Source organism: Vibrio coralliirubri (assembly GCF_024347375.1).
GTDB classification, from domain to species: Bacteria; Pseudomonadota; Gammaproteobacteria; order Enterobacterales; family Vibrionaceae; genus Vibrio; species Vibrio coralliirubri.
Window position 1 is genome coordinate 2,705,589 of record NZ_AP025470.1, and the last position, 14,566, is coordinate 2,720,154.

The 14,566-nt window shown below is 46.3% G+C and carries 16 protein-coding genes; all 16 read right to left on the bottom strand.

Annotated features, from left to right (window positions below; all coding sequences use genetic code 11):
• Positions 1–77: 77 nt before the first annotated feature.
• A complete protein-coding gene (gene ccmI, locus OCV20_RS12240; RefSeq protein WP_050621064.1) occupies positions 78–1,298 on the bottom strand; it encodes a c-type cytochrome biogenesis protein CcmI in 1,221 nt (406 codons plus the stop codon).
• A complete protein-coding gene (locus OCV20_RS12245; protein WP_086775686.1) occupies positions 1,298–1,789 on the bottom strand; it encodes a cytochrome c-type biogenesis protein in 492 nt (163 codons plus the stop codon). The genes ccmI and OCV20_RS12245 overlap by 1 nt, the downstream gene beginning before the upstream one ends.
• Entirely contained in the window at positions 1,786–2,337 is a 552-nt protein-coding gene (locus OCV20_RS12250; protein ID WP_017060653.1) for a DsbE family thiol:disulfide interchange protein, read from the bottom strand. Before OCV20_RS12250 ends, OCV20_RS12245 begins: the two co-directional genes overlap by 4 nt.
• A 5-nt stretch (positions 2,338–2,342) precedes the next feature.
• A complete protein-coding gene (locus OCV20_RS12255) occupies positions 2,343–4,313 on the bottom strand; it encodes a heme lyase CcmF/NrfE family subunit (RefSeq protein WP_017060654.1) in 1,971 nt (656 codons plus the stop codon).
• On the bottom strand, positions 4,310–4,792 hold the full coding sequence (ccmE, locus tag OCV20_RS12260) for a cytochrome c maturation protein CcmE (RefSeq protein ID WP_017064106.1): 483 nt from the start codon (positions 4,790–4,792) through the stop codon (positions 4,310–4,312). The genes OCV20_RS12255 and ccmE overlap by 4 nt, the downstream gene beginning before the upstream one ends.
• On the bottom strand, positions 4,789–4,995 hold the full coding sequence (ccmD, locus tag OCV20_RS12265) for a heme exporter protein CcmD (protein WP_009848525.1): 207 nt from the start codon (positions 4,993–4,995) through the stop codon (positions 4,789–4,791). The genes ccmE and ccmD overlap by 4 nt, the downstream gene beginning before the upstream one ends.
• A 14-nt stretch (positions 4,996–5,009) precedes the next feature.
• Entirely contained in the window at positions 5,010–5,750 is a 741-nt protein-coding gene (locus OCV20_RS12270; RefSeq protein ID WP_017064107.1) for a heme ABC transporter permease, read from the bottom strand.
• A gap of 148 nt (positions 5,751–5,898) precedes the next feature.
• Positions 5,899–6,567 carry a heme exporter protein CcmB gene (gene ccmB, locus OCV20_RS12275; protein WP_017060658.1) on the bottom strand — a complete coding sequence of 223 codons (669 nt, stop codon included), beginning with the start codon at positions 6,565–6,567 and terminating at the stop codon, positions 5,899–5,901.
• A gap of 1 nt (position 6,568) precedes the next feature.
• Entirely contained in the window at positions 6,569–7,186 is a 618-nt protein-coding gene (ccmA, locus tag OCV20_RS12280) for a cytochrome c biogenesis heme-transporting ATPase CcmA (protein WP_017060659.1), read from the bottom strand.
• Between the two features lie 278 nt (positions 7,187–7,464).
• A complete protein-coding gene (locus tag OCV20_RS12285) occupies positions 7,465–7,977 on the bottom strand; it encodes a DUF2802 domain-containing protein (RefSeq protein WP_086775685.1) in 513 nt (170 codons plus the stop codon).
• The gene (locus OCV20_RS12290; RefSeq protein WP_017064109.1) at positions 7,977–8,471 is read right to left on the bottom strand and encodes a chemotaxis protein CheW; all 495 of its coding nucleotides are present in this window, start codon (positions 8,469–8,471) and stop codon (positions 7,977–7,979) included. The genes OCV20_RS12285 and OCV20_RS12290 overlap by 1 nt, the downstream gene beginning before the upstream one ends.
• A 53-nt stretch (positions 8,472–8,524) precedes the next feature.
• Positions 8,525–9,703 (bottom strand): chemotaxis protein CheW, encoded by a 1,179-nt coding sequence (locus OCV20_RS12295; protein ID WP_261881412.1) that lies wholly within the window; start codon positions 9,701–9,703, stop codon positions 8,525–8,527.
• Positions 9,690–10,472 carry a ParA family protein gene (locus tag OCV20_RS12300; RefSeq protein WP_017064111.1) on the bottom strand — a complete coding sequence of 261 codons (783 nt, stop codon included), beginning with the start codon at positions 10,470–10,472 and terminating at the stop codon, positions 9,690–9,692. The genes OCV20_RS12295 and OCV20_RS12300 overlap by 14 nt, the downstream gene beginning before the upstream one ends.
• A gap of 10 nt (positions 10,473–10,482) precedes the next feature.
• Positions 10,483–11,607 (bottom strand): protein-glutamate methylesterase/protein-glutamine glutaminase, encoded by a 1,125-nt coding sequence (locus OCV20_RS12305; RefSeq protein WP_048616090.1) that lies wholly within the window; start codon positions 11,605–11,607, stop codon positions 10,483–10,485.
• A gap of 13 nt (positions 11,608–11,620) precedes the next feature.
• Positions 11,621–13,819: a chemotaxis protein CheA gene (locus OCV20_RS12310; RefSeq protein WP_086774077.1), complete on the bottom strand. Its 2,199-nt coding sequence runs from the start codon at positions 13,817–13,819 to the stop codon at positions 11,621–11,623.
• A 9-nt stretch (positions 13,820–13,828) separates the two neighbouring features.
• A complete protein-coding gene (locus OCV20_RS12315; protein ID WP_017064113.1) occupies positions 13,829–14,560 on the bottom strand; it encodes a protein phosphatase CheZ in 732 nt (243 codons plus the stop codon).
• Positions 14,561–14,566 lie beyond the last annotated feature (6 nt).

The window sequence follows — 14,566 nt, forward strand, 5'->3', positions numbered from 1 at the left end:
GCTGGCCTCAATTGTTTGGCTAAGTCTATACCGTTTATCTGCAAATCGGAATAGCTAACACCTATGCAAAGTGATGATTAATATTGCTTATTGATATCAATGGTCACTGGAGCACCCAGTTCAACCACTTCACTTTCACCGTACCAATCACCTTCGCGAGTTGAAACGTTGCCGTCTGTATCAAGCCTAGCTCTAACCATCAGAGTTTCAAGGCTAGACAGCTCTTGTCCTTCCAACATGCTGTTGCCGTCATCAAGAACAACAGTACGCGGGAAAGTCCCTAGTGGGTAGCGTGCCGCTGCGATAGGCATTGGAGAACCATCAGCTCTGTGTACTGACACAATTAACACTGAGTTAGGGTCAGCATTCACGTCTGCAGATAGATCGAGCGTTACAGCAACAGTCTTACCTTGGTCAACACCCATAGTGTCGCCCATTTTCTTCTGAGCACTTTCAATACTGCGCGAAAGCATTTCATAGCGACTGTCTTGTGGACCAATCATCTGCTGCATGATGCTCCAGTACTTCACAGCACCCGGGTAATCTTGACGCTCAAACGCATCGAACGCTAGCAGTGAGAACACACGAAGGTCGACGTAATCGTTTTGAATCAAACGGCTCAAAATCAAACGAGCTTGGTTCTGATCAGCTTCATCAGGTGAAAGCATCAGTGCTTGTGCGAAACCTAACTGAACATCTTCATTCTTAGGTTCAAGTTTGTAAGCTCGTTCCATAGAATCTTTTGCTGTTTCAGCATCACGGTTAGCCAGTGCAATACGACCAAGCAGCAACCAACCTGTTGAATCTTTTGGCTGGTAATGCAGACGAGTACGAAGCGCCAGAGTCAAATCTTCCAGCTCATCATCCGTTAGTGCACCACCTTCCGATGACATCAGCTTTTTAGACAATTCAGGAAGGTTAGAGCTCACTTCTTGCCAGTGTTGAACTTTGTCCAATGCACCGAACTTAAAGTACATACCATAAGTTACAACGACGACAAGGATGATCGACGGTACAACCACACCAAGCGTAGAGATTTGAGTCTTCTTCATCTCTTCTTGTGCAGGAACATCATCAAGCAAAGACTGTTTCAAATCAGCGATCAGTTCTTGTTGGTTATCAACAAGACCTTCCTCTGCTTCTACTTCTAACTCGACAAGACGGTCTTTATAGAATGCTTTGTTCAACTCGTCGCGAAGCATTTCATCATTGTTTGCCTTCTTATTAATAAAGGGCAGAACAATTAAGAAAATTGCCGCTAGCGAAAGGATAATGGTAGAAATCCAAAATAGAGTCATTACTTCTTATCTCCGTCGTTCTCTTCATCGAGTAACGCTTTTAAGCGAGCTTCTTTGTCTGCATCCCAGTCTTTATCTGACTCTACTGCTGCTTTTGATTTTGACTTTCTGCTTCGTAAAATAATCAAACCAAACCCAAACACAACCACCGCAAACGGACCAATCCAAAGGATCGATGTAGCTAGTGTCAGTGGTGGATTGTAAGTCACAAAGTTACCGTAGCGAGCAATCATGTAATCAATGATATCTTGCTTCGACTTGCCGTCTTTTGTCATCTCGTACACTTTTTGGCGTAAGTCGACCGCTAGCTCAGCGTTCGAATCACCAATCGTGTTGTTCTGACATTTAGGACAACGCAGCGTATTGCTCAGCTCTTTAAACTGCTGTTCTTGATCCACGGTTTCAAATTCATGAAACTCGATAGGCGCAGCAGAGACTGTCGCTGAGATTGCGAACGTAGCGAATAGAGTAATCAGTACCTTTCTAATCATTTCGATTCCTCCAACAACTCTTGATACATCGGCTCAAGGGTCGATGCCCAGTTGGTTGGGTTCACGTCACCAACATGACGGTAGCGAACCACGCCGTTAGCATCGATTAGGAAAGTTTCAGGAGCACCATACACGCCAAGGTCAAGACCTAGCATGCCATTACCATCAAACAGACTGATTAGGTAAGGGTTACCCAGCTCTTTTAACCAACCAACTGCTTTGTTGCGATCATCTTTGTAGTTAAGACCAATGATCTTAACGCCTTGATCCGCAAGCTTGTTCAGGTAAGAGTGCTCTGCATAACAAGTAGGACACCAAGTCGCCCACACGTTAAGCAGCAGTGGCTCACCTTTAAAGATTGCTTGATCATGAAACTTACCTGGTTGCTCTAAATCTTCTAGACCGAACTCAGGAACAGGCTTACCAATCAATACAGATTCAAGCTTAGTCGGGTCATCGCCCGACTGGTTGCGCATTAATTGCGTTGCAAAGATTCCAGCTAGAACCATGAACGCAATCAATGGAATGAATAAAATCTTCTTGTTCATTCGAATTAAGCCTCCTGCTCTTCAGCCGACTTTTTTGTTGGCTTACGGAAACGGTAACGACGGTCACTGATAGCAATAGCGCCACCAATCGACATGATCAAAGAACCAGCCCAGATCCAACGTACAAATGGTTTGTAGTAGATACGAACAGCCCAAGACTTGTTGTCGTCTAAACGTTCACCCATTGCGATGTAAAGGTCGCGCGTTACGCCACGGTCAATCGCTGCTTCTGTCATCATAGACTTAGCTGTGGTGTAGAAACGTTTTTCAGCGTGAAGCGTGTTGATGTATTTGCCTTCTTTAGTAATTTCAAAGTCAGCAATGTAACCATCGTAGTTAGGACCATCTTTGTCACGAACCCCTGTAAACAGGAAGCTGTACTCTTCAAGCTGGTAGCTTTCACCTGGCGCCAGACGTACATCACGTTCGATGCTGTAGTTTTGCACCATCGCGATACCAATCACTGTCACGGCTAAACCAATGTGACCACACATCATTGCCCAGTGGCTACGAGGTAGCTTAGTGAGACCTTTCAGGAATGTATGACGGTGAGTCGCACGCTCATGCAGCTCAAAGCCGTGCATGAAGATGATCCAGAACGCCATTACCCAACCAGCAAACGCAGTACCACTGAAGCGGTCAGCCAGTAGAGCAACCATTAGCGCACTCAAACCAAGTGAGAATGCACCTGAAATCAGCATTGGTTTAACAAGCTTAGACAGGTTGTCACGTTTCCAGCGGATCAGAGGACCGATACCAAGCAAGAACGAGAACGGGATCATTAACCAGAAGAACAACATATCAAAGAATGGTGCACCGATAGATACCGAGCCCAAGCCTAACTGTTTGTGAACTAATGGCAGTAGCGTACCGACTAATACAACGACAAGCGCTGCAATCAGTAAGATGTTGTTACCAAGCAGTGCGTTTTCACGAGAAACCAGATCGAAGTTACCGCGAACACGAACCGATGCGCCTTTAACGGCGAACAGCAGCAGTGAACCACCGATAACAAAGACTAGGAAACCTAGAATAAACATACCACGAGCAGGATCCGACGCGAATGCGTGAACCGATACCAAGATGCCCGAACGAACTAAGAATGTACCTAGTAAGCTTAGCGAGAATGCAGAGATAGCCAGTAATACTGTCCAAGCTTTAAATGTGCCACGCTTTTCGGTTACCGCTAGTGAGTGCATCAGAGCAGTACCAGCTAACCAAGGCATGAATGAAGCGTTTTCTACTGGATCCCAGAACCACCAGCCACCCCAGCCAAGTTCGTAGTAAGCCCACCACGAACCTAGCGCGATACCTACTGTTAGGAATAACCAAGCTGCGATTGTCCAAGGACGTGACCAACGAGCCCATGCCGTATCAAGACGACCACTCATTAGAGAAGCGATGGCAAAAGAGAACGCAACAGAGAAACCTACATAACCCATGTAAAGCATTGGCGGGTGAATAATCAAACCCGGATCTTGCAGTAGTGGGTTCAAGTCACGGCCATCTACAGGGAAGAAAGGCAATGTACGTAGGAATGGGTTAGACGTTACGATAATGAACAGCAAGAAGCCGACAGTAATCAAACCCATGATAGCTAGTACGCGAGCTACAGACTCTTGAGGCATACCACGGCTAAACGTCGCTACTGCAACCGTCCAACCCGCTTGGATAAGAACCCAAAGCAGTAATGAACCTTCGTGGGCGCCCCAAACCGCCGTAATTCGGTAGTACCAAGGCAGTTGGCTATTCGAGTTACTTGCTACGTATTGAATCGTAAAATCATTTGTGTAGAACGCGTAACACAGGATAAAGAACGAAATCGCTAAGAATCCGAACATACCCCACGACAACGGTCGTGCGCTGTTCATCAATAATGTGTTATTTCGAGCGGCTCCATACAGTGGGAGCACGCTTAGCAGCAATGCAAGTCCCAAGGACAGGATCATCGCAAAATGGCCGATCTCGGCTATCATTGAGCATTTCCTTCTTTTTGTTCAGTCGTGTATTGCAAAGGCTCATGGGTTTTCTTCATTGCTTCCGCAACTTCAGAAGGCATGTACTCTTCATCGTGCTTTGCCAACACCTCAAACGCTTCGATTGTCGTTGCATTTTTAAGAACACCCTGAGCAACAATACCTTGGCCTTCACGGAAAAGATCAGGAAGGATGCCATCGTATAGAATTGTTACTTTAGGGCCTACATCTTGCAAATCAAAGCTTACACGTAGTGATTCATTGTCACGGCTTACAGAGCCGACTACGACCATGCCACCAATACGTAGGCGTTGACCAACTTCAGGTTTCTTACCATCTTTGCCGTTGACCAGCTCAGTTGGTGTGTAGAACAGATCCATGTTCTGGTTAAGTGCGTAAACCATCAATCCAACAGTCGCACTGATACCAAAAAAGATCGCTAAGACAATGCCCAGCCTCTTTTTACGTCTTGGGTTCATAGAGTGTTCTCCATATTTTTTGCTGCATCGATACGAGCTTGACGATCAATCTTAGCTTGTACTTCATTTAGTAATTGCTTACCACGACGAACGCTTACGACCAGTAAAATGATCATCGCGAGGAATGTGATTCCAAATGCACTCCATACATACGAGGCATAGCCTCCCATGGCAAAGAAATCACTCAAAGATTCAAAATACATAATTACCTACCCTACTACGCTTTTTCAGCCGCAAGCTTGCGAACCCATGGACGGTGACTTTCTTTACTGATGATTTCGTTGCGGAAACGAACCATAGTCACAGCACCAAAGAAAAAGGCGAAGCCGAAGATGTTAAGAAGAAGCGGCCATAACATGTCACTTGAAATAGAAGGCTTGTCGAACTTAGTGATCGTCGCGCCTTGGTGAAGTGTGTTCCACCACTCTACTGAAAAGTGAATGATAGGTAGGTTGATGACACCAACGATAGCCAAAATGCCAGCCGCTTTGGCTGCTGTTTTTTGGTCGTCAAAAGCGTGGTGTAGTGCAATCACACCCAAGTATAAGAATAGAAGAATCAGCTCTGAGGTTAAACGCGCATCCCAAACCCACCAAGCGCCCCACATTGGTTTACCCCAAACAGCGCCGGTTAGTAACGCAATGAAGGTAAACACAGCGCCAATCGGTGCCATCGCCAGTGCGGCCATGTCTGATAGCCTTACCTGCCATACCAAACCGATAAAGGCAGCAATCGCCATCGACATGTATACACCCATCGACCAGATTGCAGACGGAACATGGATGTAGATGATACGGAAGCTATCGCCTTGTTGGTAATCAGAAGGCGCAAATGCAAGCCCCCACACGGTACCGACGGATAGACACAATAGCGCTAGGATCGAAAACCATGGCAAAAGTTTACCAGCAAGCTGATAAGAGGTTTCTGCTTTGGCATAGGGATGGAGCCATTTCCACATGTTGTAATCTCACTCTTACTTCATATTGCTTACAGCTATTAAAGCTATAATTATAATAATTTTATTTGTCTTGCTTTCAGTTTTACTGACTCTATGAGTCCAATCGACACGTTTGGTTCACATTGGCTATACGATAACGGAACCCCAATCAGTTCACACTCACTCTAAGTGCGGCACTGATCGCAAAAGGCGTCATAGTCATCGCACCCATTAACATTGCCCCAAGCACCGCCAATTGGCCGTTGTATGCAACGCCCAAAGCCGCAGCGTCAATCGCTGACGTCGCGAAGATTAAAATGGGGATGTAAAGCGGCAAGATTAACAGGCTTAACAGGACTCCGCCCTTCTGTAACCCAACGGTTAACGCAACACCAATCGCACCAATAAAACTCAATGCGGGTGTTCCTACCAGCAAGGTCAACACAACTGAGAGCCATGTATCAAAATCTAAAGACAACAAAACAGCCAATAATGGGCTGATTAAAATCAATGGTAACCCGGTCAACAACCAGTGTGCTATGACCTTGGACAATACTACCAACTGCAACGGGATGGGCATCAGCATCATCTGTTCAAGCGCGCCATCTTGAAAATCATCGCGGAAAAGACGTTCTAAAGAGAGCAATGCAGAGAGCAATGCGGCCACCCAAACAATACCCGCAGCAATACGCGCAAGTAGGTTTGGCTCGGGGCCGATACTCAAAGGGAATAGAGTTATAACAATGATGAAGAACCACAAAGGGTTAAAGATATCCGCTTGACGTCGAAACGCGATAAGCAGTTCGCGTCGGATAATCGTGGTCATTGAAGAGATCATATTACTCACCCAACTTTATTTTTCTTAGTTTCGGGCTATCAGCAAACATATCTTGGTGTGTGGTTAATAACACAATGCCACCGTTGTCTGCATGCTGAGAAAAAAGAGATTCGAGAACTTTCACGCCCTGCTTATCGATGGCAGTCAGCGGCTCATCGAGAATCCACAACATTTGCTTACTCAACCACAGGCGAGCCAACGCTACTCGGCGCTGTTGGCCTGCTGAAAGTTGCCCCGCAGGTACGTCTTCTCTGCCCGCAAGCCCGACTTGAGCCAGCGCGTGATAAAGCTCTTCTTTGCTGGTACCTCCACTGTGAATCGACTGATAAAAGCTCAGATTCTCATAAGCACTAAGCTCGCGCTTTACGCCTGTTTGGTGACCAAGAAAAAGTAAATTTTGATGATAAACATCTCGACTCGATTCAATAGACTCACCATCCCAAGAGATAGTGCCGTCATCGCGATCGCCTAAACCAGTAATAATCCTAAGGAGTGTCGTTTTCCCGGTACCGTTACGACCTTCAACTTGAACCAGCTCACCTGGTTTCAATTGAAAAGACAACGATTCAAACAGAATCCTGTCGTCACGAATAGCAGTTAAATTTGAGACTTCTAGCATAGGTAAATTTAGTCGAGTAATGAGAGCGCTATAGTAGCACACCAACATGGTGACAAAACAGGACTAGGCGTTTTCGATAGAACAAAGTCGGTAAGAAACTGTTACCACCGCATCACAATTTACACATTTTCATCAACAAACAAGATATTGTCGTAGATACAAGCACTTATAAACATCGTTCTATATAGTTCGAGTAGACATAAAAAAAGAAGCCGAAGCTTCTTTTAAGAGGAATACGTAATAAACATCAATTGCTCAATACGAATTAAGCGCTCAATTTAACGACGTCGAGGCGGGTCTCTGCGATCGCGAGAGGCATCGGGTTGATCATCGTACGATGAAGGGTCACTTCTCAACGAAGGGATTTTTTCCTTACCCGCGAGCTTATTCTGTAGAGACATCATTAGCTCAGCTTCCGCTTTAGGTAATTCACACTCTTCGATCAGTTCGTTAATCCCGGCACCAAGCTGAACCATTTTCGTTGCACGTGTGTACAAGCGGCCATCGGTGTCAGCATGTTCCAACTCAACAATACGTTCATTCAAGTGCTTGATCAGATCTTGCTGCTCCGTCACTTTCTGGCCAAGGCCAACCACAACAGAGCGAACCTCAAGTAATTGCTTACTCGATTTTTGAAGCTCTTTGTCCAAATTGCGAACTTGCAGGCGTGACTGATCTAGCTGCTTTTGAATCGCACGTTTTACTTTGCTAATCAAAATCACGATGAATAACGTAAAAACCCCAACGCCTGATATCAGAGCAACAGGGCTTAAAGGAAGCGCTTCAAACATTACAGGTGAGCCATCTCATCCCATTCGTCTTCGCTTAGTAGTTTGTTTAAATCTACTAAGATAAGCAGCTTGCCATCTCGGTTACTTACACCTTGGATGAACTTAGCACTTTCATCAGTACCAACACTTGGCGTTGTGTCGATTTCAGAAGAACGCAGGTAAACCACTTCAGCAACACTATCTACTAGAATGCCAATTACTTGACGCTCAGATTCAATAACGATGATACGAGTGTTGTCTGTGATTTCACCTTGCATCAAACCAAAGCGAGAACGAGTGTCGATAACAGTAACAACGTTACCACGTAGGTTGATAATACCTAGAACGTAATCTGGAGCACCCGGTACTGGAGCAATTTCGCTGTAACGCAGTACTTCACGTACTTGCATTACGTTGATGCCGTAAGTTTCTTCTTCTAGCTGGAAAGTCACCCATTGAAGTACTTCATCATTCGTTTGCTCTTTTCTTACTTCAACTTCACTCATATGAGACATAGATAATCCTCTTGCCGTCGTTACCGACCACTATTATTAACTTGATGCGTTTATTAGCTTAATGCTTTTACATCTAGCCCTGCGTTTAGCATGGCGATTAATGCTTCAACATGAATCAAAGCACACATTTTTTCTTTTACCATACCAGCGAGCCATGGGCGTTTCCCTGCCATTTCTCGCCAACGTACTTTATCTGTATTCAGTAGCTCGGTGCCTTTTAGCTCAGTACCCGCAAGGCCCCACAAGCTCTCTCCAAGCATCACTATATATTGATAGTTTTCTTTGTATTCGTCACCTGATAGTTTCTCTGACATCACCCATTTTGCGGTGTCGACCACATCTAGCTGACTATCACGGTTGGTTTGTAAACCCAAATACCAAGCTGGCTTACCAATGATATGACTTAACTCTTCAAGGCGATGGATGCCGCCAAGCTCATCAAGTGGCACCGCAAAGGTCACGCCGTTTACATCAAAATACAAGACTTGAAAGTCTTCTGTGCGAACCGTACTTTCCCAAGAGGTAAATTGGTCAGCACCACCTGCTTGAGTTTCGGGTTCAATAACTGTTTCGGGCTCAGGAACATCAACTTCAGGCTCAACAGCCTTAACTTCTACTTGTTCCGTCGCTAACGGTTCAGCTTGTAACTCTTCAATTTGCTGCGATTCAACAGGTGGCTCTACAACAATTGATAAATCGGGTTCTGGAAGATTCCAATCCTGAATCTCTGGCTCTTCGAACACTTGAACAGACTCAACCTCGGCATCAAACATTTGCATGTCAGCTTGCTGCGCGATTTTCTGGGTGTTCTGATCCATCAACTCATCAAGGTTCAGTTCATCAACAACATTGGTCGCCTCTAAACGACTCAGTAGTTTCTGAACATCCTCAAGGTTAGGAACCTCAAACTCAGCCGCGCGTATTTCTGCGTAGCTTGAGTGGTGACTCGAAAACTGGCGCTCTGGCTCTGGCTCTGGCTCTGGCTCTGGCTCTGGCTCTGGCTCTGGCTCTGGCTCTGGCTCTGGCTCTGGCTCTGGCTCTGGCTCTGGCTCTGGCTCTGGCTCTGGCTCTGGCTCTGGCTCTTCAGATTGTGATTCGTCGCTCGACTCGTCAACAAAAAAATCGTCAGATTCAAAGCTTTCATCACCTAACAGCGCAGTAAAATAATCATCCAGTGCTTGTTCACTGGAGAGACTTGGCTGCGCCAATGTTGATTCTTTATTCGCGCTCATTTATCGCCAACCTTTCGAGATAAATAAGCAACTGTTTATAAGCAAATACACCACGGCTACCCGATGCAAAATGAGAGGCTGGCAAGCGCTTTAGGCTCGCATCTCGAAACTTAGTATCTATCGGTACAGCAGATGTCCAAACTTGATTTGGATAATCATCTTTGAGCTGCGTTAATGTTTGCAGTGAGGCTTTGGTTCGCTTGTCGTACATCGTCGGGACAATCGTCACCTTGAACGGTGTTTTGCGAGACTTCTGCATAATGGTCAAAGTGCGAATCATGCGCTCTAAGCCCTTCATCGCCAAAAATTCCGTCTGTACCGGAATCAAAATACGATCGCTTGCAGCCAATGCATTGACCATCATCACACCCAGAATTGGCGGGCAATCGATCAACACATAGTCATAGTCGTCTTTCAAAGCGGCCAAAGCACGCTTCAAGATTAACCCCATGCCGCTTCGATTTCCCATTACACGGTCTAATGTCGCCAAAGACATATGCGCAGGGATAATATCGATACCTTCGACTTCCGTTTGTAGAAGTAAAGGTCTTACCGTCTGCGCGTTAAACTCACGCAACTGGAACAGATCAAACAGGCTCGATTCCACCGTATCTGAGTCGTAACCCAGATAGGTGGTCAGTGATGCATGTGGGTCAGTATCAACCAACAGAACACGGTGCCCCTTCAACGCAAGTAAACCTGCTAGAGTCACGGTCGTGGTCGTTTTACCAACACCACCTTTTTGGTTTGCAACACTCCAAACAATCATTTCGATTTACCTAAGCTAACCCAACTTCAACCAAGATCCTTTCCGCGATGCGGTCTAGAGGTAGGTCTTCAGTAGAAATGCCAGCTTTTGCTACAGCTTGAGGCATACCATATACAACACAACTATCTTCGTCTTGTGCCCAAATCGTCGAGCCCGCAGTTTTCAACATACGCGAACCTTCTCGGCCATCTGCGCCCATACCGGTCAGTATCATAGACAAGACTTTGTCACCGTAGATCTTCGCTGCAGAGCCGAATGTGACATCCACACAAGGCTTGTAGTTCATGCGGTCGCCGCCATCTATAATTCGCAGACGTGCAGACCCTGCTCGGCCATCCACCATCATCTGTTTACCACCTGGAGCAAGATACGCCACGCCAGGTTTTAACACATCACCGTCTTGCGCTTCACGAACTTCAATCTTACACAAGGTGTTCAATCGGCTGGCAAATGCAGCGGTGAACGTTGCTGGCATATGCTGAACTAACACAATTGGGTGAGGATAGTTGGCAGGGATGCGAGTCAAAATCTTCTGTAGAGCAACAGGGCCGCCAGTCGACGTACCAATTGCTGTTAATTGATACTTCTTACCTGACGCTCTGAATTTCGCCGTTGATGCAACCGCAGGCTTCGCTGTCGAAGTCGCAGCTGCTGTTGAAATCGGCTGGCGCAATGGCGTAGATGTTGAAGTCGTTGCTGTCGCTCTTGGCGCAATAGGAGCACGACGCATAAACGCACGCTTCGCAGCAATCTGAATCACACGCTGTTGAAGCAATGCAACTGCATCGTCGCGGTTACGTGCGATGTCTTCAAACTTCTTAGGTAAGAAGTCGAGAGCACCTGCATCTAACGCATCTAACGTTGCTCTCGCTCCATCATGCGTTAACGATGAAAACATCAAAATAGGCGTTGGAGACGCGGCCATGATCTCACGAACGGCTGTGATGCCGTCCATGACAGGCATTTCAATGTCCATCGTGATTACGTCAGGTCTTAGCTGTTTCGCTTTCTCGACGGCTTCTTTACCGTTTACTGCAACATCAATGACTTCTAGGCGAGCCTCTGAGTTAATGATCTCGCTAACGCGACGACGAAAAAAACTCGAATCATCAACGACTAATACTTTAATCGCCATATTTATCCTTAAATTAAATTCTTGACGCAGCTGCGTACTGCTTCAACAAGTCCGGCACATCTAGAATCAATGCAATGTGTCCGTCACTTGTAATTGTCGCGCCTGCCATTCCTGGCGTGCCTTGCAGAAGCTTATCAAGCGGCTTGATCACGACTTCTTCTTGACCGATAAGCGTATCGACAACAAAACCAACACGTTGGCTACCAAGTTGCACGATAACAACATGGCCGTGTCCTTTGCGCAGTTCAACAATACCCGCTTTAGGTGCAAGCCAGTTTTGCAAGTAGAACAACGGAATAGACTTATCGCGAACGATGATCGTCAGCTGACCATCAACCACGTTTGTGCGGCTTAAATCTAGGTGGAAAATCTCGTTAACCGATGCCAATGGCAATGCAAATGGGTGACCCGCAACACCGACCATTAAAGTTGGTAGAATCGCTAGGGTTAGTGGAACCTTGATGGTGATCTTGGTGCCCTGTCCCATTTCTGAATCAATATCAATAGAGCCGTTCAGTGTGTTGATCGCTGTTTTCACAACGTCCATACCCACACCACGACCAGAGATGTCCGAGATCTGCTCTTTGCTTGAGAAGCCAGGAGCAAAAATCAGGTTGAAACACTCTTTATTTGATAAGCGAGACGCGGCATCTTCATCCATCAGGCCACGTTTAACCGCGATAGCACGAAGCTTATCAGGGTCCATACCGCCACCGTCATCAACGATAGCTAGCTCAATGTGGTCACCTTCTTGAGAGGCAGACAGAATCACTTTACCCGTTCTAGATTTACCTGCTGCAACACGGTCGTCCGGCATTTCAATACCATGGTCGACAGAGTTTCTCACCAAGTGAATCAGGGGATCAGCAAGTGCTTCTACTAAGTTTTTATCAAGGTCCGTTTCTTCGCCACGCATTTCAAGAACAATGTCTTTCTTCAAGCTACGAGCAAGGTCACGGACAACTCGTGGGAAGCGACCAAATACTTTCTTGATCGGTTGCATACGAGTCTTCATTACCGCACCTTGTAGGTCTGCAGTAACAACATCTAAATTAGAGACAGCTTTCGACATTTCTTCATCGTTGCTGTTGAGGCCTAGGCTGACAAGTCGGTTACGCACCAATACCAGTTCACCCACCATGTTCATGATGGTGTCCAGTGTTGATGTATCAACGCGAACTGTCGCTTCAGCTTGCTGCTTCTTCGCCGGCGCTTTAACTTCAGCTTTTGCTGGAGCGCTCGGTTTTGGCTCAGCTTTAACGGCAACTGGCGCGGCTGGTTGAGGTTTAGGCGCAGCTTGAGGTGCTACTGCCTTAACTTCTGCAGGCTTAGTCGCGGCATCCAATTCTTCAATCGAAGGTCCATTACCAGAACCATGTAGTTGGTCAAGTAACTTCTCGAACTCTTCGTCAGTCATCAGATCATCGCCTTCAGACATCGCCGAAACAGATGCTGCAGGAGGCGCTGGCGGAGGAGGAGGCGTTGAACTTGCCGCTGTTGGGCTCTTACCCGCACCGTGCAATTCATCTAATAACTTTTCAAATTCGTCATCAGTAATATCACCACTGTCAGCTACAGGCTGAGGTGCCGCGGGTGCTGGCGGCGGTGTTGGTGCAGAAGGCGCTGTTGGTGAACCACCTTTACCGTGAAGTTCATCAAGTAGGCGTTCAAACTCATCTTCAGAGATGTCATCGACTGAAGATGCATTGATGTTTGAGCTTTCAGCAGTAGGTTCCGGAGCAATAACAGGCTCAGGCGCTGCAACAACAGGTTCAGGGATAATGGGTGCAGGCGCTTCTACTGGTGCCACTTCATCCGCAGACTCTGGTTTGCAGAGACGGTGAAGTTCATCCAATAAAGATTGGTCAGCTGGTACTAAAGGTTCCTGATCTTGCACGGCGCGAAACTGTACATTGACTGTATCTAGCGCCTGCAGCATGGTATCCATCAAACCTGATGTTACGCTGCGTTGGCCGTTTCGTAGAATGTCGAACACATTCTCAGCACCATGACAAGTATCCACCAGCTCAGTTAATGCTAGGAAACCAGCACCACCTTTTACTGTATGGAAACCACGGAAAATAGCATTTAATAGGTCTTTGTCGTCAGGGTTATTCTCAAGCTCTACCAGTTGTTCTGATAGGAGTTCAAGGATCTCTCCTGCTTCGACTAAAAAGTCCTGAAGAATATCTTCGTCTAAATCGTAGCTCATACGTTACCTTTAAAATCCAAGACTGGATAACAAATCGTCGACTTCATCTTGAGATGCGACAGCGTCTTCGCGCTCTTCTGGGTTCATAATTGGACCTTCAGGCGCAATCGATGCTTTCTTCTCTGACTCTGGAGTTGGCTCTTTTTGATTCGCACCGAATACCGTGAGAATCTCGACCAAACGTCCTTCCACCTCATTCACCAAGGTAATAACTTTGCTGATTATCTGCCCAGTTAAATCTTGGAAATCCTGAGCCATCAAGATTTCAGTCAATTGTCCGCGTAGTTCAGTACTGTCGCCTTCTACTTGGACAAGCAATCCATCAATGCGGTGACATAAAGCTTTAAATTGTGCCAGCTCAATGCGGCCATGCATCAGTTCATTCCATTGAGGCCTTACTTGAAGTAAACACTCGTGTAGGTTGTCTGCAATTGGCATACAGCGATCGACGGCGTCCATCGTCTTGTTTGCCGCAACTTCCGTTTTATCGATGACATACTGAAGGCGATCCCTTGCGTCAGGGATTTCGTCATTTGCGATAACGCTGATGCGTTCATCGAAATTGAATTGAGTCAAAGAGTCATGGAGGTCGCGTGTCAGACTTCCTATTTCTTGAAGCATTGGATTGTCTTGAAGACTAAAGTTATCTTCATAAATGCTTCTCACAAGAGAATCAGCATTTTGCTGCTCATCGTTCTCAAGCAGCTCTACTAATTTTTTTGCTTGTTCTAATGAAATCATCCTGAA